Origin of the sequence: Mycoplasma corogypsi, assembly GCF_045276875.1 — a bacterium.
GTDB lineage: Bacteria > Bacillota_I > Bacilli_A > Mycoplasmatales > Metamycoplasmataceae > Mycoplasmopsis > Mycoplasmopsis corogypsi.
Window position 1 is genome coordinate 379,223 of record NZ_CP174163.1, and the last position, 22,096, is coordinate 401,318.

Consider the following 22,096-nt stretch of genomic DNA (forward strand, 5'->3'; position numbering starts at 1 on the left):
TTTGAATAATTTGAAATAGTTTTTTAGTTAAAACAGCTATACTATATTTAATATAATTATATTTTATTAGGAGCATCAATGTCTGAAGCTATTATAGTTGCGATTGTTTTTTTATCACTAGTTGAACTTTGGTTGTTTGTGATGGTTGTGAGAAACATATTTTTTTCTCGTACACAACAGTATTGTGAAAACATGGCTGATAACATTTTGCAATGAAAAACATATAACGAAAATGCTATAAATCGTTCAAAAGTGCTATCAGCTACAGAAGAAAAGTATATAGATATAGTTAATTCTTTACAAAATATCAACTCTCAATATGGGAAAAAATACTCTAGTATTTGTGCACTAATTGATCAAATGAAACTTAAAATTACTTCTAGTAAGTTTTTTAAGTTATTAAAATTAAGAAGACAAGCCAAAAGCGAACTAAAACAAATCAAAATTATAAAAAATAAATTTGATAGTATTGCTAACCAGTTTAATATTCCATGATTGATAGTTGATGAACAAACATCTAATTATCTGGAAATATCTGCTGAATTAGAAAAAGTATTAGAAGAAAAAAGATTATACATTGATAATACTGCGAGCCGTTTAGAAAAAAGTATTGATACTTTTAGAACTAATTTATCAAATTCTCGAGTTTATTTGCAACAAGCTAAATTTAACCAAGCGATGGAATTGTTAAAAGAATCAAAAGGTATTTTGCTCGAACTAACTAAAAAAGTATTCATCCTAGATCAATTAGAATTTGTTATTTATACTAATTTACCTATTGTTAATCAAAATGTTAAAAATTTCTATATTAAGAAAAATTGAGAAACTGATGCTTTTGATAATATCGAAAAAGATATTACAACACTATCAAATAACTGTATTTGTGATAATGTTGACTCAACTATTGCTCAAATTAAAGCTTTATATAATCAAATTTATAGTTTATATAACCAAAGAATCATTAAAGCAACTGCATTAAAAACTGTTAATAGCATTTTATTGGAAAAACAAACACTTGATAATTTGATCCTAAAAAGTAAATTAATTACAACTAAAAATTCTCATACACAGCTTAAAATTAATGAATGTATTGAAAATTTAGAACGTATTAAAAATGATTTGCTTAATGCTAAAATGCATTCAGCTCAAACGATCAAAGAACTTATTGAAAGTTTTATTCACAATTATCAAAACATTATCTATTTAGATATTTATGATAAAAACACAGATCATTTAGTCAAAAAAAATGCACATTCAATTAATACTCGCTTCCATAATGCTCAAAGTGTTTTTTATTACGTTTTTGGGAGTAATTTAATTCCTTTTAATAATGAAAATAATCAGCTTTTAGATCAAGTTGAAAAGCAATTTATGGAACTAGATTTAAAAAACAGTGCTCATCCTAATTTTGAAAAGCAACTTGAAGCTTTTAATCAAAATTTAGCATCACTAGTTAAAATTATCGCAGCTAATGAACAATACGCTAAAATGTATAAAAAGCTTGAAACTTATGCAACAACTGAGTTAAGCGAAAAATTAAATGAACAACTTAAAACCACACTTCATTTATGTAAAACAGATATCATAAATAATGATTATCAACAAGCTTTTAATAAATTAAAAACATTAGTTCTAAATAAAGGATAACCATGAAACACACATATTCAAAAATCTTAATTCGTTTTGGTGAATTAGTCTTGAAAAAGAAAAATAGACATATGTTTGTTAATGTCTTAGCTAATAATATTTTACATATTGTAGGAACTAAACCTGAAGTTGCATTTGATCGCATGTATCTTCCTTATACTGAAGAAAATATGCACAAGCTTCAATATGTGTTTGGTATTGATTCTTATTCACCGGTTGTAGTTGTTGAAAATAGTATGGTAGCATTTGAAAAAGCTGTGCTAGATTTAGTAAATACTAATTCACATACTTTTAAAATCGAAGCACACAGAAACTCTAAAAAGTTTGAATTTAATAGTAATCAAATCAACAACCATCTTGGGGCTTATGTTTTACAACATACTAATTTAAAGGTCAATGTTCATACACCAGATCAAGTTTTTTATGTTGAAGTTAGAGAAAAAAACTCATATATTTTCACAAACTTCACCAAAGGTCTAGGTGGTTTACCTGTTGGTTCTAGTGGTAAGGTATTGCATATGCTTTCAGGTGGCTTTGATTCGCCTGTAGCTGCTTTTCAAATGCTTAAACGTGGTGTTAAACTAGATTTTTTAACCTTTATTACTCCACCTTTAACTGATGAAAAAACTAATGAAAAAGTGCTAAATTTAGTAAAAACCCTAAACCGTTATCAAACAACAAGTATGTTGTATTTAGCAAATTACTCAACTTTAATGTCTTATATACAAATGTGTGATGATGAATCATTTAGAATTACCTTAATGCGCCGTAGTTTCTACCGTATTGGTCAATCTTTATGTGAAAAATATGGTTATATGGCAATGAGTAATGGAGAAAATTTAGGGCAAGTAGCTTCACAAACTCTTGAATCTATGCATGTGATTGCCAATGGCTTAAATTACCAAGTGTTAAGACCACTTTTAACTTATGATAAAAATGAAATTATAAATATTGCTCGAAAAATAGAAACACATGATATTTCTGTCATAAAAGCAAATGAAACTTGTGAATCATTTGCTCCTAAAAAACCTGTAACTAAACCAACCCTAAACCAAGTTTTAGAACTAGAAAATTCATTAGATCGTTTAACACAATACGAAACACAATTAGTAGAAAATAATATCGAAGTGTTTAAAATTAAAAAAGAACAAACCAAATGATAATAAGAGTTTTTTAATGTTAAAAAAACCACATATGAGACTATCATATGTGGCTTTTTTTATTTAAAGGACTATGTATAAAAATTGTGAAATTTATGTTTAAATTGGAATATTTTTATGAACTGTATAAATTATATAGTATAGATTAAGCAGCAGCTTCTGAAGCTGGCGCTGATTGTGCTGCTTCCAATTTAGCTACTGGTTTTACAAATTTTGTTAATGGGATTCTTATAAAGTAAGTTGCGATTCATCTTTTAACTGATGATACTTGTATTGGTAAGTAAACAGCTTCATGATCACCTTGGATTTGCTGTAGTGAGAAGTTGTTTCTTAACTCATCTTTACTGTTGTACCCAATATTTTTTACATTATTTCTATCAAATGGATAAGCGACAACTGCACCATTTGATAAGTTAAATCTGGCATCATATCTTTTTAGATAATGTGTTAAAACATTTTTTAATTTGTTTTGGTCACTATTATCTAAATATGTCAAGAATCAATCTTTAAATGACTTATTAAAATCTGCAGGAACATTTTGAGTGTTAAAAATAGTTTTCTGATCTGTTAACCCAGTACCTAAATTACTATTATTTAACATACTTGCATCCAACGGAATAGCTGGTCCGTTGTATTCAACGAATTTAGCCATAATATCCCATGCAATTTTTTGATCATTTGAACCAAGATTTTTGGTGAAGTAATTTCAACCTACATCACTTGGCTCTGTTCCGTTATTGTGTGATGCATTTCTTAAATCACTTAATTCAATTGTTATGGTATTTTTAACTCCATCTTCTTTTGATCATGTTGTATTATCTTGTGCAGTTAACTCAAAAGTTGCTTGTGTAAATATATAGACACCTTTATCGAATACAACATATTTGAAAGAAAATGTTGGATCACCTAATTTAACATTGTTAAAGTTTTCTGAACCTAATTTTTTAGTTAATGAGCTTGATAAATCTTTTCAGTTGTTTTTATTATCAAATCAAGCTTTCAATGGTGTTATTAAACTTTGTTCTTTTTCATCAATTTTAGTAGTATTTTTGAATGCAGTTTTTTCATATAAACCATTTGCTTTATCTTTATCATCTGTATTTTTTAAATCAACTCAGTAACCTGGTAAGTTATCTATTTTAATATGTGGCATGAATCCGCTTCAACTAACTGTGTAATTGAATGGATTTTTAAAGTAAGCTTGAGAATCTTTTCTACTTTCACCGTTTAATGCTGTTTTAGTTTCATTTAATTTTGCTTCAAGAGATTTTAAAGCCGCTAATGTTGAAGTTACTTGATTATCAGCTGTTTCTTCTACAACTACTTTACCTTCTTGTTCTTTAACATAGTTAAGTAGTTTGTAATCATCTTTTGCTCTAGCAGGAGCTCAATATAATGAATTATTAGCTTCTGTATATTTAGCAGCATTTGCTAATTCAGTGTTTTTAAAGTTGTATTCTGGGTATAAAACTAAAGCTTTATCTAATGCTTTATCAAATTCAGCTTTATTTGAAGCGTTGTAGTAATTTCTTGTATATGATGTTCTTAAAGCTAAACTTTCAGAAACTAAAGTTTGTAATACATCTGCTTTATCTAATAAGTCTTTAACTTCTACAGCTTTTGCTGCATTTTCCGCTGAATAAGTTTTATATGATTGAACTTTTTCTAATAGATTTGATTTTAATTCATCAACTAATGTTTTAACTGAAGTATCACTATCACCTAATTTAGTTTCTAATTCTGCAACTACACTTGAGTGTTTTGCAATTAATGAAATACTTTCGTTTAGTTTATCAGTAGATGTTTTTAGAGCAGCTGTTACTTTAGTTAACTCATCTTTTGTAGTTGCGGCAGCTTTTAATAAGTTATTTTTTGTTAATAAACCTTCAGCTTTAGTTAATTCAGCTTCAAAAGTTGTTTTAACATCACCGCTAACACTATCTGATTTAGCTTTAACTTCTTTAGATGTTGTAATTTGTTGTACAAGAGGCATAACTACAGCATCCACTGCTTTAGCATTATCTACTAATGTTTGGATATTCTCTCTTGTTGCAGCTGATTCAACTTGCTTTTTAAGTTCATTTTTAACTTCAACTGATAATTTAGCTAAAGCATCAATATCTTTTTTAGCTTGAGTTTTAACCTTATTTAATTCAGTAACTGCATTATCTTCTGGATTTGTTGGTTTTGTTTCTTTACCTGTTTCACCTGTTGCTGGTGTTGTAGGATTTTCTTTTTCACCACTACCTTCGCTTGGAGTAACTGGATCAACTGGTTTAGGAGTAGGAGTACTATCTTTATCACCACTTGTTTCAGGTGTAGTAGGCTCACTTGGATTAGTATTATCGTTTCCACCATCTGCATTTGTATTAGATGAATCACCTGCTGTTTCATCGTTTGTATTTTCATTAGTTGCAGCTTTACTTCCGCAACTAGCTGCAATCATTGTAGGAACAATTGCTAATGAGACACCGGCGGATAAAATTAATCTAAATTTTCTATTTTTCATAATTTACCTCAAAAACAAGTAATATGTAGGTTTTTGAACTATTTTGCTTATTAAACATTTGACCTATATAATACTTGTTTGAATATCAATTAATCGTCAAATTGAGTTATTCTCACTTTTATTAAACAAAAAAAAAAAAAAAAAGAAGAAAATGGTAAAAAATATGCAATTTATATAAACGATATAGATGTAACTTTTTAATTTTTGCTATTTGAGGTTATTTAATGCCAGTGAAAACTATTATACATTTGTGGTAAAAAGAAAAGTAACTTAATTTACATAACAAATATCATCAATATATAGTTATATTCGTTATGTATACTTTTTGTAATTTTGAAACTTAAAAGAAAAAGGGCGGCTAGCCCTTTTATCAAAACTTTACTTAAATCTCTTTTAATAATTTAACAAATTTATCCACTAATTTTGGATCAACTTCACTAGGTTTTTTATCTTTAATTGGTGCTACTTTTGTTCCACAGTATTCTAATGTGTTAATACTTTTAGCACCTAAAAAGTTAAATGTTCCTTTTAATCATTCAATGTGGCTTCCAAATGGATATCAATCTCTTGGAGCTCCTTGTGTTGCAACAACAACCACATTTAAGTTATTTAATAACCCAACTGCATCACCTTTATTTGAATATTTGTAACTAAATGTTTTATTGGCTACACAAATTGAATCAATAAAGTTTTTAACAACAACAGAAGGACCAAAGTTATTCATTGAACATGAAAGCACTAATAAATCTACCTCTTTTAATTCATTAATTCATTTGTCTGATTCCACATCAGCAAAGTAAGTTGCAAAACTATCTTGTGTTAAGAAAGTTTTAGCTAATTCAGTTTGGTTTAAGTTAACTCTTTTAACATCAAATTCTTTGCTATTTACTTGTTTAAAACAAGCATCCATTATTTGATATGAATAAGAAACTTCATTTTGATTTAAGTTTCCATCTAAAAATAAAACTTTTTTCATAATACCTCGTTTTTATTTTTTATATTATACCAATATCTAACTATGAAGCTTCCTGAAAATTAACTTTTTAAACTAAAAGCATTAAAAACTGGTTAAAAAACTATTAAAAAAGTAATTTTTTAGTTTAAGTTTTCAAGATATCAAACTTGTACAATGATTTATCATTAAACCTACATCACAATTTAAATATTTTTGACTAGTAAAAGACAAAAATAGTTTAATAAAACTATTAAAAGGACTAAAATAATATTAGTGCGAAACTATTGCAAATTACTTATTAATAGGAGTAAAATGAATAAATTTAAACGTGTGTTTATGATTGTTACTGATGGGTTAGGGATTGGACCTGATCGTGATCAAAAAGCTTTTGGTGATTCAGGGGCAAACACTATTAGATCAGCTTCAATGGCAGATGAGTTTCACATTGATACTTGAAAAAAATTAGGTATTGGTAATATAACAAACTTAAATGGTAATTATCATGTTAAAAAACCACTAGCTTATATGGCTAAAATCCAAGAAGTTTCAAATGCAAAAGATACTTTAGCTGGACACTGAGAAATGATGGGAATTAAAACTTTAGTTCCATTTCCTACTTTTGCTGAAAATGGTTTTCCTGAAGAATTAATTCAAGCTTTATCAGAAGCTTTTGATGGAAGAAAAATTGTTGGAAACAAAGCTTCATCAGGAACTGAAATTATCGATGAGTTATGACAAGAAGAAAAAGATAATGGAGCTATTATTGTTTATACTTCAAATGACTCTGTGCTTCAAATTTGTGCTCATGAAGAATGAACTGGGTTAGATAATTTATATAGATATGCTAAAGCTGCTAGAGAAATTTGTTCTTCTAAACCAGAGTGAAATGTTGGAAGAATTATTGCTCGACCATATTTAGGAGAAGCTGGTAATTTCGTTAGAACATTCAACAGACACGATTATGCTAATAAACCAGCCGAAAATATTTTAAACAAACTTCAAGCTAAAGGTGTGAAAGTTATTGGTGTTGGAAAAATTAATGATATATTCGTAGGTCAAGGAATTGATGTTTCATATAAAAGTGAAGGTGATGAAGATGGTATGGATATTACTATCGAACTAGCTCAACAAGATACTGAAAACCAACTAGTTTTTACTAACTTAGTACAATTTGATTCTCACTATGGACATCGAAGAAATGTACACGGATATGCTGAAAATATAGCTAAATTAGACGTTAAATTAGGTAAACTAATTAACGTTATGCGTGAAGATGATTTACTAATTATTACAAGTGATCATGGAAACGACCCATTATATCCTGGATTTAACCATACTAGAGAATTTTTACCAGCAACAATTTACTCACCATCATTTACCAATCCAAAAGTTTTACCTAACTTTGAAGGTTTAGGAACACTTGGAAATATTATTGCTAAAAACTTTGGTTGTGATTTAGTTTTAGAAACTGGTGATGATGTTTTTGACACACTAATTTAATTATTAATATAACAACAAGCAAGCTACCAAGCTTGTTTTTGTTTAAATTTAGCCTAAAAAGTTTGGGGCTAATTTTTTTAGTGTATAATTAACTTGAATTACTTGCAGATAGAAAAAAAGAGAAGTTATGGCAAACTCATTATTATTAAGAGATTTACATTTAGATGCTAACACATCTGTATTTTTTGCTGCACTTCAAAACACCTTTGTAAACCGTAAGGTGTTCTTTAAATCTGCAAATATTAAAGCTATGACTGCTTTTATTGTAATTAAAACCATTATGACAATTAAAAATATTAAAAATATTTGAAAAGAGAAGTTAAGCCTTTTTTAAGATATGATAATTAATTAAAATCATAATTATGGCTTATGAGTGTAAAACGCATTAGCCATAATTATGGTAAAAATGATTTAATTTGTACTTTAATAGTTTTAAATTTCTATTAATCATTAAACACATTGAAGAAATGCGCATTTTACACTTTAATATGTAAAATGCGCATTTTTATTAACCTTGGAGAAAATATGTTAAGAAGAAAATTATTATTGCTTTTATCATCTACATCACTACTGTCGACACTAAGTTTGGTTGCCTGTGTTGAACCAAATGCAAATGCACACCAACAAACTAGTTTATCAAGTGTAAGTAGTAAAAATTACGAAACTGCTAATCAACTAGCTTTATTTAAAGGGAATTTAGAAGTTGTTTCCGGTCTAAAAAGCGTTTATGACCAATATATGAGTGGAAAAATTTCTGAAGATCAGTTTAATAAAATGGTTGATAAGTTTGTCGAAGGTTTAAAAACTCTACCAGCAACAACTGAAGGAGAAAAACCACAAACAAACGAAGTTTTACCAGTATTTACAGCTGATAAATTAGTTGTTTCTACACCTAGTGAAGCTGAAGTTTCGAGTGAAGTAGAAGCTAATAGCTCAACAACTGAAGAAGCTCCAAAAGCTAAAACTTATGCAGCATATAGTTTAGCTTTTGCTCCACTTTCATTAAGTGTAACAACTGATAAAAAGTATGAAAAAACACTAACTCCAATTTTAAAATACATAGATAACTATTACAAAGTAGCATTTAATAAAATGCAATCAGATCCAAATTTAGCAAATATTTATGAAGCTACATTCAACGCTTATCATAAAGAATTTACTGATTATGCTAATGTTTTAACTAAAACAGTGCAAGATGCAACTAATTGACCTAAATTAACTAGAACTTTATATGACTTATTTAAGTCATTTAACACAGCTTTAAGAATTTTTAGTGCTGTAAGAGAAACTCAAAGACCTCCATTATATTTAACTATAACAACTAAACCAAACGAAGATGGAACTAGAATGGTTGAAACTTGAGAATCATACCCAGCTAGTGAATTAGATGTGGTTGATTTAACAAATAACACTTTAGTTAGCGATATGTTTGATTTTATAACCAATAATGTTAAAAGAATCGGTGAACACATTAAAGCTACTGGTGCAAGAATTAAAAATACTAGATATGCAAATGTTGGTCAAAGAATGATTGATAGTTATGTACCAGCATTTACAGAGTGAAAAGAAAGTGTTAAAAACAAAAGTTTAGCTGAACAAATAGATTCAGTTGCAGGTGCATTTGAATACTTTGTTTCAAGAAGGAATCTTGGTTTTGTAGATCTAAGAACTAATCCAAACTACTTTAGCGAAAGTTATGATAGTACTTTAAGTGTTGATTGATATGTACCATTTTTCGATCAAATTAATAAAGAACAAGTAAGTAAATGAAGTGAACTAAATTTAGAAACATATAAAGCTAAAGTTAGTGAGTGAGAAAACCAAAGCTATGCTTCATCATATTTATATGCAAAATACAGCGATAACCGTAGAGTAGCTAAAGAATTTTTAGAAAAAGTAGAATACAATGCTGGTTTAAGTTTTGAAGAACTAAAAGCTAAACTAAATGAATTATTTAGTGAGGAAAAAGTTGGAGTTGCATTAGAAAATGAACAAGAAACTAAATTATTAGCATCAGCTCAAAGTCAATATGCTGCATTAAAAACTGAATATGACAGTTTAGTTAGTGACCTAAATTCTAAAGTTAATAATCAAGAAAATGTAAAAAATAATTATTCAGCTTTATATAGTTCATTGTTAAAAGATGTTGAAAAAGAATTAAAAGATAAAACCAAAGTATTAGATGATAATGCTTTAAAAAGTAACTATGAAAAAACTAAATTAACCTATGAATTAAACAAATTAATCGTCTTAAAAACAGTTTTAACACACGCTAAAAAGATGCTTTTATACGTTGAGTATTGAAAAAATGCAGGTGTTAGTGATGTTTTAGCTGAATTAAGATTAAATTCTGGATTGCAAGATAATGAAGCTGATAACTCTGTATTTTTAGCTAAACAAAATAGTGATGCAGCTCAATTAGCTTTAAGTGATTTAGACCCTAAATTAAGTTCATTAGTAAAAGTTGCAAGTGCAAATAAATCATTATTTGCTTCATATAGAAAATATAAAAGATTAACAGTTGATAATAATGATCAACTAAAATCTCAATTATTAGCAAATTTAGAACTAGTTAAAGAATTGGTTATGCCACTTGAAACAATGAAAACTTCTTTAGATGAATACATTCAAGGAAAAAAAAACCAAACTAATGATGTTTCTGATGAATTAGTTTCAAAAGTAAACGATGTAATTGCAAAAATAGAATCATTAAAAACTGAAAATGCTGAAAACACTAGTGAAAAAGTAAAAGAAACTGGAACAAAATTAAATGAAGTGTTTACAAGCATAAATTCGCTTACTACATCAGTTTCAAGAAAATATGAACTAAAAGCAAACTCACAAACCAATCTTGCTGAACGTCAATCTGGTTGAAAACTACTACCAGTTCAAGAATTAATTTGATTTACACAACAAGATTATGTACCAACTCAAGCTAAATTATTAAGTTTAAAAGATAATCTAAACAAAAGAGGTTCAACAGCGTTTTTAAGTGAACTATTAAATTCATATTCAACACTCGTTAAATCAGGCAGAAATGATATTCCACTAGATTTCTTGTTATACAACGAAATTGACCCAGAAAATTCTCAAACTTCACAAGCTCTAAAAGATGCTTGAAGTCCGATTTTACCTTTAATTAAAGCTTATTATGCAGCTAATGAGAAATTATTAAATGCAGTTGCTTCAAAAGCTGGTAAAGATAAATTAACTACTTTAAGAAATGAATTAAAAGCTGTTAGAACAAAAGTTTATACAGCAGTGCAAAACGCTTCATATACAACCAAAACAAATGACCAAAACCAAGAAGTTAAAGAACTAAAAGCTGAATTTAGTGCTAAAGGAACTTATTCAGTTTACCAACACTCAGGTGCGATTGCGATTACTTTATACCCATTAAATTATTTAAAAGTCTTAACACAAAAACAAGCACTTGTAGAAGTGTTAGAATGATTAGAAACACTAAACCTAACCCCAGCAAATTAGAAGGAGACATATGAAAAAAAACAGAAAAAAATTTAGTGATTTACCACTAAGTGTAAGAACTGCTATTACTTTTGGTATTATCGGTGTCGCTGTTGGTACAACTTATGGAGCAGTTTATGGTTATGCTCAAAACAGTGATGAAGTTAAAGGACCAAATACAGTTTTAGCATCATTATCGGCTCAAGAATTAGCCAGAGTAAAAAGTACAGCTATTCCAAGATTTAACAAACCAGAAGTTAGAGTTTTAGATACTTCAAAATCAAGACAAGTAGCGCACATTAATGCTGATGGTACTGAGTTTAGTTTCCTTGATCAACCTAGTCAAAAATATAATTTTAGTGACTTTTACCGTAGATATCGTCAAAGATTTGGTGATGATTTTGTGGTGCAAATTAGATATGGTTCATTTAGCTTTTTCGATGAATATGTTTTAGCAATTAGACCACAACAATTTATCGAATTTGCTCACTGATTTATGGAAAACATTTCTTATGGACCAGATATTATTACTTTAGATACTTTTAGAATTGTACGTGGAGTTGAGCAACGTGGAGGAGCTATTACACTTGGAAACCACTCAACAAGAAGAAAAGAATATTCAGAAATTAAATTCTTCCCAGATGGTTTCTTTGGTTCTTTACCAATGTACAGTATTGCTGGTGGTAGAGGTCATGCTAGTGATTCATTAACTTATAGCGCTTTTAATGATCCAGTAACTAAAGTTGAATTAGATAACTATCTAAAAACTATTCCATATGCTTCAATGTCTAAAAATTACAAACAGAAAGTAACATCTAACCAAGCTGTTGAGACTCAATTTGGAGCTTCACAAAACTACTTTAAAAACTTATTAGATCCAGCTAGATTAAAAGACCAAACTGTGTATGTGTTTTGATCAAGTGAAGATGATGCTGAAACTTATGATTATGTAGATTTATTCACTGCTGGAAGACCAATTAAAGAAGCGAAACAACGTAAAATCTTAATTTGAGATAAAGAAGTAGACCAAGCTACTTTAGACATGTTAAAAGCCAAATACCCAACTTTACTAGCTAATGCGACTGTTGAGAGTTTTGAGCCTGTAAAAATTGATACTTTATGAAGTTTTTATCTTGGTGCTAGTCAATTTGAACCAAATAAACAACTAAGAGTTAAATTTGCTCCAGTTAAAGAAGCGACTGATACAAATACTAATAGTAGCGAAACTTCAGCGAATATGTCTTCAGAAGCAAATTCATCAGCTGAAACAAATAGTTCAAATAACGCTTCAAATACAAACGCAAATAACAACCAACCACAACCATTAAGTAAAGAATTTTACACTTTTAGATATGATGCGAATTACGATTATGTACTTGAATCACTAAATTCACTTCAAAGAGTTATTGAAAATTCAACATTAAGTTTCTTAGATTTTTACGATATAGCTAATTATTACGATAGAGAAGTTTATTTTTACAAAACTGATGATAATGTATATCAATTCTTTGATTCATATGTTAAAGCTTATGATTCATACTTTAAGTATAAAAAAGATGCTTCTTTAGAAATGGTTCCAATCACTAAAGCAACATTTAAAAATGCTACAGTGCAAAAACAAGCAAATAGTAATTTATTTGTTTTAGAGGCTAACTTAAACTTACATGATAATAGTGAATTAAAAGCTTTATTTACTTCAAATGAAGTTTCAAAAGCTAGAAAAAATTCATTTATTTCATTTAAGCGCGCTTTAGGATACCAAGGGGCAATTGTTCCGACTGTACTTCGCGCTACTCCAGAAGACAGTGGAGCAAGAGATGAAGATGGAAATGCTTTAACTGGAATTAACAGTAGAAAATTTGAGCTATTTAACGAAACTTATGCAAACTTAATTGATCAAATTACCGAAGTTTATCCGTGATTATTAGAAAAATATGAAGGTCCTCATGTTGTCAAATACTTAAATGACCAAGGTTTTTACGAATATAAAGTAGAAGACGGTGAATACAGAGGATTTAGTGAAGGTTCACGTATTGGGATACCAGTTATCTTAAATGCATTAGTTGATAATTATGAAGGTATTTCAACAGACTTCTTAAAATATGTTGGAGCTCACGAATATGGACACCACTACACTTTAGAAAGATCACAAGCTGTTGATGTTCCTGAAGATAGAGTGGTTATAGATGCAATTAACTCTCGTGGTGGTTTAAATGAAAGCTCATACTATAGCGCTGAAGCTGTAAGAAATTACTTTTATGCTAGAACTGGTTTAGATTTCCAAAAAGTTGATCCAAACTACAATGTAGATGCTAATGGTGATTTTATTAACTTTATTTTTAGAGATAAAGATGATCCAAACAAACATACAGTAGAAGATTCGGAAGATATTTTTGGATATCACAAAAATAATAATGTCTTTAAAACACTTAAAAATGAGCGCAGAAGGTTTTTACAAACTTATGAAGGTTTACTAAATGCAGCTAAATTAAGAAATGTTAATATTGGTGATTTATTTTTAGCTAACTCTATCGATCGCCATTCAGCAACACTAAATCCAGGAATTTCAGGAACAAAAAAAGTTATTGAGCGTGATGGAAATAACATCAAATTCAAGGAATTAGTTGTTAAAGATGGTTTATTAACCTTAAAAGATGGAAGTGGAAGACAATTAACACAAGAAGACTTTGATGCACAAAGTGGCACAATTAAAGTGATTGAATCAACCACTCAAATGGTTGATGGTAAAACTTATCATGTTGTTACAAAAGTTAACTTAAAAGACAAAAACGGTTTACCTGCTATAAATGTACCTTTAAACCAACCTTTAGATGAAAAATCATGAGCATATGTGCAAGAGCAAGTGTCTCAAATTACTTCTACATTTACTAATCTATTCCAAACATTTTTATCTGATAACGGTTGAAATACATTAAGTTCAAACTTAAATATTGAACCTAGATTTGAATACGGAACTGCTGATGATACTACATTTGAAGATTCAAATGAAGGTTTAAATGAGTGAAAAGAGAACTTAAAAAATCGTTCTAATCCAGAAGAAACTGATATTAGTTTCAACCCTTTAGGAATTGTATCTAGCACTACAAACAAAAAACGTACAGCAAATCGTTATTTAGTGCTTAGTGGTGATAAAACAACTCAAAACGGTTACTTAATTAACTCATTCTTATCAATTTACCAAAGAGGCGGAAGAAATCCATATACAGCACCAGCTGGTTTTAGATTGGATGGAGTAAATTATCCAAGAGCTGCAGAAGCTCAAATCAATACTGTTTTAGTGCACAAACAAACTACTGGTGGTGCTGAAAAATTAGTTAAATATACTTTACCTGTCTTTTCTAACTCTGTTCTTTCTTCAATTGCTCATGGTGGAACATATGATGATAGTGTTAGAAACATTATTTCAGCAAATAAATTAAGAACTTTATCAGGTAGAACTCACCACGGACTTGATTACTTTTATGTAGCAGCCTTAAACAATGATGTTTTAGGTTATGTTGATCAAAATGAAACTACCTTTGTTGGTGCACAACCAAGTACAGCTGATAGAACTTTAGCTGTTAATATTCTTGCAGATAATTTCTATGCTTCAAATGAAAATGGAACATTAGTTAACACAGTTCCAAAAGATTTTATAACAGCTTTAAAACCTTTATACAAAACTTCTAAAGCTGTTTCATATGCAAAAACTGATCCAAGAACTAGAGCAGAAGTAACTAGACAAGGAATAGTGTTGAAATTTACTAACTTTACTGAAATGGTTGATGTTTTATCACTAGATTATTCAAAAGCTACACCGGTAGTAACAGATGAAAATGGATCTAAAAAAGTTGATTACAACTGAGATGTTGAGTATGTAAAAACTAAATTTGATATAGCTGCATTTATTAATGCAATCAAAAACACTGAAAACACTGATTTACAAGATAAATTACATCAATCACTAGTTGAAGGAACTGATGCTGAACAAAAAGTAGCTAACTACTTAATGTACTTATTTAGAAATAGTGGACTAGTTTTAGCGATGAAAGACTTTAACCCAGCAACAGAACTAGTAAATAATAAAGCTGCTTTATCTAGAAGATATGGATTTAGCATTTTAGATACTGATTTTAGAGATGCTTATTATGAAGTAGCTGAAATTAGAAAAGAAGATATGGATTATGGTGTAACTCCTGAAAAAATGCAAGAAATGTTATCAAACTATGTTAAAAACGCATTCAAAGGAGCTTCTGAAGCTGAAATTAACAAATATATAGCTAATTTAGATACTTTTGATTTATTTGATTTATTAGGAAATACAGTCAAAATGTCAAATAAAGGAAATTCATCATTAGTTTTAGCTTCATTTATTTATTCAACACCAAACGGTGGAACACCTTCAAGTGATGTAATTAATGCAAACTCAGAAAGAAACTACGATATTATTTCAGATTACTTTAGTAACTACGTTTATACCTTACCTGAAACATTAACTCGTGATTATGTACAAACAACATTTGTACCTAAAACAGAAGATTTTGGAAATACACCAAGCTTTATTTCTGGCGCAAACCAAACAAATGTTGGGCAAGATTATATTTTAGATTTAACAGTTTTAAATTATATAAATAGCACCAAAATTGACCATAAAACAATGCAAGATGCTCAAGCATTAGTGCATTTAACAGTAGTTGAAAAATTATTACAAAACCAATTAACTGAAAAATCAGCTACATTTGAAGCTAATCAAAAAGCTTTATATAAAGAATTAACTGATTTAAGAACACAAAGCAAACAAACAGACTTAACTCCAGAACAAATTCAAGAATTAAATAACAAACTAGAAGAAGTTTCTAAAAAAATTGATGAATTAAGAAAATCTTATGATGCTGAAGTTGCAACATTAAGAGATAACTTAAACAAAAAATACATCACACAAGCTAAATTACAAAGAAATGAAACTTCTCAAAGATCAAGCAATTACTTTGGACAAGTGATTTCATCAGGTCAAGGTTATTTAATGGATCGTTTTGAAAAAGAAGCAATAGAAATGCCTTTATACAATGATGATGGTACACCTGTTGAAATTAAACCTGAATTTAGAAGATTGAAAAACTTTGAAGGAACTGAATTTGTAACCAATGTCCCTGAAGCGTTTTTCGTTTCACAACTATTAAACTTTGGAGTTGGTCAAAGAACACTTTCTGGAATTTATCGTCTGAAAAAACACGATATTACAGCACTATATGGTTATATGCGTGCTTCACAAGCTCAAAAAGTTAAAAAACTTAGATTTACTAATGTTAAAGATAGTTCAGATGTTTCATATGTAGCTGTAAACTTTGAAAACACTAATAATATGTTCTGACTACAAAAACAAGGTGTTGAAAGTTCTAAGAAAAAATTAAGTGAATATGGCTATGTATCATGAATGAGTGATTACACATATACAACTAAATTAAGAGAATCAAGATTACTACCAGATAATAAATATTATGTTGAGTTTGTTGATGAAAATAATAATGTAGTTCCTGACGAATACGGTGAAAACAGTGTATATAAAGAAAATGCAACTACACTTTTAGGACATCGTGATTTACTAACAGAAAATGGAAAACTAGCCGTACAAAGTCCTGTTTATATTGAAGCTGAAGTAGTAAATGGTAAAAAAACAGGTAAAGCGGTTATGGTAGTTAGAAACCAATTTAATAAAGATTAGGAGTAGCAAATTATATGAAAAGAAAATTTATTTTACCTTTAGCATCAATAGTTTCAACTAGTTTGTTGCTACCTATTGTAGCTTGTACAACTACAAACAACAATCAACAAGCAAAAACAAAAGTGAATGCTAACGCAAATTATGATTTAGGTTTAACAACACAACCGTTAAACTCTTTAAACTACGTAATTAACAAATCTGTAGATAAAATTTTACCTTCATTAGTTGATGGATTCTTAAAATCTGGACCTACTGATGAGTTAAAAAACTTATTAAGTACAACAAAATTTAATATGACTACAGTTGATACATCAAAAGGAGCTAGAACTAGTGATTTTGATGAATTTATCGCAAGCAACCTCGAAAACTTAGAAGGTGATGATGGTTATGGACTAGTTGAAGGTCGTTGATATGGACTGCATGATTTTGGTATTTTTGGTGGAACTGGTCGTGATAGTATTACTGACATTAAAAGAGCACCAACTATTTATAGTTTTGCAAACCCCAGAACACCAAATAACATAATGGCTTTTACAGGTTTTGTTAATAAAGAAAAAAACGTGTGAAGCAATGGTGATGTAATTACAGCTCAAGACTTACGTGATTATTTTGAATACATTTTAGACTTTAACTCTGGTAGCCAAAAAATTGAAGAAATCAAAAAGCTTTCAATTCGTGGATCAGAAGAGTTTACGAATGCTCAAAACGAATATATTAAAAAATTCAACAAACCATATATCAACCCATGAGGAAGAAGAAAATTTATCCCTTCCAAAATAGCTAAATTTAGATATATCCAAGACCCAGACCAACAAGTTTGACAAAGTCAAAACCCAGGTGATGAAACTTATGTAGAAGCAATTAAAAAAGCTGCTTTAAGTTTTGGGTTTTATACTGGACAATACTTTTTAGACTATCCAAATGATTTAATTAGTGACAACTTACACTTAAACCCAGATTTTAACTTACAAGCTGATGTACAAGACTTTAAAGTAAATGATAATGGAACTGAAATTACAGTTAAACTAGTGAGAAATCCATATGTTTTACCAAATCAAAAGTATGCCATTGAAAACGGTAAATTAACAAACAAAATTAAATCACTAGCTGGAGATGAAACTTCATTTACTTATATTTACGATAGAAACAAAACTGGTAGTTTAACATTTACTTTATTTAGCGTAATGCAAAAGTTATACCCTGTTAATAGAAAATACATCGAAAATGAAATCGGTGGAATCAGTAGGTTCGGGAGTACGCCTGAAAGATTTTTAACTAGTGGACCGTTTGTGATTAAACCTGAAAATGTAGTGCTAGGTCCACAAGGATATATTGAGCTATTTAAAAACAACTCATATTTTGATAGACAAAATACTATTTCTAACAAAATTAAAATTATTTTCTCAACTGAAAGAAATATTAATGCTGTCTTTTTTGAAGATGGATATATTTCTCAAAGCTACATAACTGCAGATAAAATTCTTCAATACTGAAATAACCCAAACTTAAAACAGTACTTAAAGAAAAATGGTGGTTATGGAACAATTGCGTTTGCTTTTAACCTAGATAAACAATCAAATGGACAAAGCTACATTCAAGATCAAAACATTAGAAACGCAATTTATTATGCTGTTAACCGTGCTGAATTATTAAAATTTGTTGGTTGAGATTTCTCTTTACCTTTAACAACTTGAACCGCTTATGGTCAATATCGTACTTTTGATGGTGTAAACCTTGAAATTTACTTGCAAAATGAAAAAGTTAAAGCTAAAAATAACAAAGAATTTCCATTAGAAAACTATACAGTTATTGAACATAATGCTAAAAACTTTAACTTTGAAATTACAGATAGAACCGACAAAACCCACGATGTAAAAACAGCTGAATATTACATTGATCAATTTAGAAAACAAAATCCAAATGTTAAACAAGTAACTTTAACATTCTTGCTTAACGCAAGTAATGATGAGCATAAAAATGCAGCTTTATATTTAAAAGACAAATTATATAAAGTAAGTAATGGATTAATTAATTTAGATCTTCGTTCATTACCTGAAAATACCTTTGCTTACTACGTTGACCGTGGACAATATGATTTAGTTTATGATAACTTTGATCGTTTAGGTGGAAACAATGTTCAAGATTATGTTGCGGCCTTTATGCTTCAAGATGAAACTGATGCATTAGTAGCGAAAAACCAAGGATTTAGAACAAATCCAACAGGTGGATTTACTTACGCTAGATACTTTGCAGACATTGTCAAAAACCACAACCGTGAAACTGAACAAGCAACTTTAACTCCATTTATACAACAGTTAACTAAAGCTTTAGATGCTCAAACAGCTCAAAACCAAAGCTTAAAAACAGAATTAAGCACAATTACATACGAAAACATCACTAAAATCAGTGATTTAGTAGTTTCAATTGAACATGAAATAGCTGATGCAGCTAAAGCAAGTGATAGTGAAAACGCTAAATACTACAACATTGATTTTGTAAACAACATTTTAAAATATGTTTTAGTTTCAAGAATTAAACCAACAAACTTAGAGCAAAGACAAAAACTTCAAAACATTATGCTAGCTAAACTAGAACTAGCTTATGAAAACTATGTTTTCCAAAAATATGGTGTTGAAGGAATCAAAGGATTTACAGACCAAATAGTTGAAAGATTAAATGTAAAACCATATAGAGCAAGCGATGGAAATTTAATTGATTTTTGAACCAAAATGATTGAATTAAGTTTCAAAAAACCTGAAGAAACATTACAACAATATTTAGACAGAATCAACGCCTTTTTCTCAAGTAACTTTACTGATGCAGAATTAGAACAACATTGAGAAGCAACTGCTGTTTATCCATTTGTTGGTGTGATGGAAAAAATAATTAGAGATGCTTCACCAGTTATTCCGCTTATGGAAGTTGATACCAACTGGGAAGTAACAAAACTAGGTGGAGTTGATTCGGTTTATACCTTCAACTTACAATATGCTTATGATGTAACCAAACCACCAAAACCAGGCTTACCAAGTAAAACACCAGGAGGAGAATAATGCACAAACATCGTACTATTGATGGTAAAAAATACGAAGTTAGCTCCAGTCAAATGATTATTAATCAAAAACGTAATACGGAACTAACACTTTTACAAAAACTAACAGCAGTAGATTCACCAGTTCTAAGATCGCTTTGAAAACTAACTAAAATGATTTTAGAATTTATCGTAATTGCATGAGCTGTTATTACAATTACTTTCTTCTTAATTAATGCTGTTGCTGGAAAAAGTGGTTTAACTGCTAATTTACAAGAAGCAGTAGCTAAAGCCATTGAAGCTAAATACGGACTAGATCAACCTTTATTTGTACAATATCTAGTTTATTTAGAAAGACTTCTTCATAGTGATTTTGGTATTTCTTATGCTATTTTCCCTGGTGAAGAGTTAAATTCATTTATTTGAATTAGATTTTACAAATCCTTTTTAGTTGGAATTTTCAGCGTTTTAATTACAACAGTCGTTGGAATTACAGTTGGAGTGTGAGTGGGTAGAAACCCAGGTGGATTAGTTGATAACATTACCACTATCGTAGTTTCTGTCTTTTCATCAGTTCCATCAATTATTTTCGCGCTAGTCTTAGTATTTATTGGTCGTTTAGTTGGCTTACCTTATGTTTTTGAAGAAAGTAACTTTTTAACTTATATTTTACCTGGTTTAGCTTTATCACTTGGAAGCATTATCATTTATATTAAATATATTCGTACTGAATTAAACCGTGAACTTAATTCAGTACATGCTAAATTTGCATACTTAAAAGGTTTAACCAAAAATCAATTTGTCTGAAAACACGCTTTAAAACCTTCATTATTCCCAATTGCAACTTTCTTTCCTGCTGTTGTGTTTGGTTCATTCTTAGGAAGTTTATTTATCGAACAAATCTTCTTCATTCCTGGATCAGGAGCTACAATGCTTCAAGCTATTCAAACTAAAGATTACAACGTAATCTTATTTATGGTTATTATGTACACATTACTAACAATTATTTCATATGCTACACGTGATATTCTGTATGAAATCATCGACCCACGTGTAAGAAAAAGAGGAGCATAATGGGTAAATTAAGAAATTGAATTGACAATACTGCCAATAAAATCAGAGCTAGAGATAATTTAAATGACTTAAATAAAGCTCAAGAAGAATATGCTCCAAATAAGTACACAAAACCATTTGAACATCAACAATGAAAAATTATCGGTGATATTTTTGAATACAATGAAGCACGTCAATTAAGACCTGAAGCCAAACCTTTTAAAGAGTTTGTTTACCGTTTTTCTCGTAATTATGGTGCGCTATTTGGATTTGTTGTTTTAGTTTTAATTTTAGTATCAGCTTTAATTATTCCTTTAACTACTTATTCAACTAGTCCAGAACACCCATTTCACTTACCACCAGGAAGCTCATCACAACAAGGATTTATCTTCCATATTTTAGGTACAAACAACCACGGAAGTGATTATTGAGCACTGTTATGACATGGACTGAGATACTCATTAGCTTTAGCTTTTGTAGTTACATTTATTACAGTCGTAGTTGGTGTGGTGGTTGGAGTTTTAATGGGTCAATTTGAAAAAATTGATGCATTCTTTACCTTCATTATTAAAATTATTTCAGTCGTACCAAGTATTATTTTGTTAATTTTATTAACTATTATTGTTAAACCTAGTTTCTGAGTTATTGTTTTTGCTTTATCAATTACTTCTTGAACAGGTATTGCCAACCAAATCAGAGCACAAGTAAAACGTGCGAGAAACTTTGAATGAGTGGCAGCTTCTAAGGTACTTGGAACTCCAACTTATAAAATCTTAAAAAACTATGTACCAGTTATCTTACCAATTTTAATTACACAATTAGTTTTCTCAATTCCAGGTGTTATTTTAAGTGAAACGTCTTTAGCTTTCATTGGACTAGCAATTGATGATGTACCAACTCTTGGAAAATTAATTTCTGACGGACAAAAAGAATTCCCTAGTTACTTAAGATATGTGTTTATACCTGCAAGTTTTTTAATTCTAATTACTGCAAGTATTCAGTTAATTGGTGCTGGAATTCAAGACTCATTAAGAAGACAAAGATAGGAGGCAAC

The 22,096-nt window shown here is 29.4% G+C and carries 11 protein-coding genes; 9 read left to right on the forward strand and 2 right to left on the reverse strand.

Features of this window, described 5'->3' with window-relative positions; genetic code table 4:
• Nucleotides 1-78: 78 nt before the first annotated feature.
• Together ACJA23_RS01640 and thiI are read left to right on the forward strand one after the other, a co-directional pair.
• Nucleotides 79-1,647 carry a hypothetical protein gene (locus ACJA23_RS01640; RefSeq protein WP_406614675.1) on the forward strand — a complete coding sequence of 523 codons (1,569 nt, stop codon included), beginning with the start codon at nt 79-81 and terminating at the stop codon, nt 1,645-1,647.
• Nucleotides 1,648-1,649: 2 nt separating this feature from the next.
• A complete protein-coding gene (thiI, locus tag ACJA23_RS01645) occupies nt 1,650-2,810 on the forward strand; it encodes a tRNA uracil 4-sulfurtransferase ThiI (protein WP_406614677.1) in 1,161 nt (386 codons plus the stop codon).
• Between the two features lie 142 nt (nt 2,811-2,952).
• Here the strand turns inward: thiI and ACJA23_RS01650 are convergent, their stop codons facing one another.
• Together ACJA23_RS01650 and ACJA23_RS01655 are read right to left on the reverse strand one after the other, a co-directional pair.
• Nucleotides 2,953-5,316, reverse strand: a complete 2,364-nt coding sequence (locus ACJA23_RS01650) for a hypothetical protein (RefSeq protein ID WP_406614679.1) — start codon at nt 5,314-5,316, stop codon at nt 2,953-2,955.
• Between the two features lie 382 nt (nt 5,317-5,698).
• Nucleotides 5,699-6,292: an FMN-dependent NADH-azoreductase gene (locus ACJA23_RS01655; RefSeq protein WP_406614681.1), complete on the reverse strand. Its 594-nt coding sequence runs from the start codon at nt 6,290-6,292 to the stop codon at nt 5,699-5,701.
• Nucleotides 6,293-6,583: 291 nt separating this feature from the next.
• Here ACJA23_RS01655 and ACJA23_RS01660 point away from each other — a divergent pair, with 291 nt between their 5' ends.
• From ACJA23_RS01660 to ACJA23_RS01690, 7 genes are all read left to right on the forward strand, one after another.
• On the forward strand, nt 6,584-7,771 hold the full coding sequence (locus tag ACJA23_RS01660) for a phosphopentomutase (protein ID WP_406614683.1): 1,188 nt from the start codon (nt 6,584-6,586) through the stop codon (nt 7,769-7,771).
• 127 nt (nt 7,772-7,898) lie between these two features.
• Entirely contained in the window at nt 7,899-8,105 is a 207-nt protein-coding gene (locus ACJA23_RS01665) for a hypothetical protein (RefSeq protein WP_406614685.1), read from the forward strand.
• A 191-nt stretch (nt 8,106-8,296) separates the two neighbouring features.
• Complete coding sequence (locus ACJA23_RS01670; RefSeq protein WP_406614687.1) at nt 8,297-11,257, forward strand: hypothetical protein; 2,961 nt, start codon at nt 8,297-8,299, stop codon at nt 11,255-11,257.
• A gap of 10 nt (nt 11,258-11,267) precedes the next feature.
• Nucleotides 11,268-16,958, forward strand: a complete 5,691-nt coding sequence (locus tag ACJA23_RS01675; RefSeq protein WP_406614689.1) for a PDxFFG protein — start codon at nt 11,268-11,270, stop codon at nt 16,956-16,958.
• A gap of 14 nt (nt 16,959-16,972) precedes the next feature.
• Nucleotides 16,973-20,011, forward strand: a complete 3,039-nt coding sequence (locus ACJA23_RS01680) for a hypothetical protein (RefSeq protein ID WP_406614691.1) — start codon at nt 16,973-16,975, stop codon at nt 20,009-20,011.
• A complete protein-coding gene (locus ACJA23_RS01685; RefSeq protein WP_406614693.1) occupies nt 20,011-21,063 on the forward strand; it encodes an ABC transporter permease in 1,053 nt (350 codons plus the stop codon). The genes ACJA23_RS01680 and ACJA23_RS01685 overlap by 1 nt, the downstream gene beginning before the upstream one ends.
• Nucleotides 21,063-22,088, forward strand: coding sequence for an ABC transporter permease (locus tag ACJA23_RS01690; protein WP_406614695.1), 1,026 nt, complete (start codon nt 21,063-21,065; stop codon nt 22,086-22,088). Before ACJA23_RS01685 ends, ACJA23_RS01690 begins: the two co-directional genes overlap by 1 nt.
• Nucleotides 22,089-22,096: the final 8 nt, after the last annotated feature.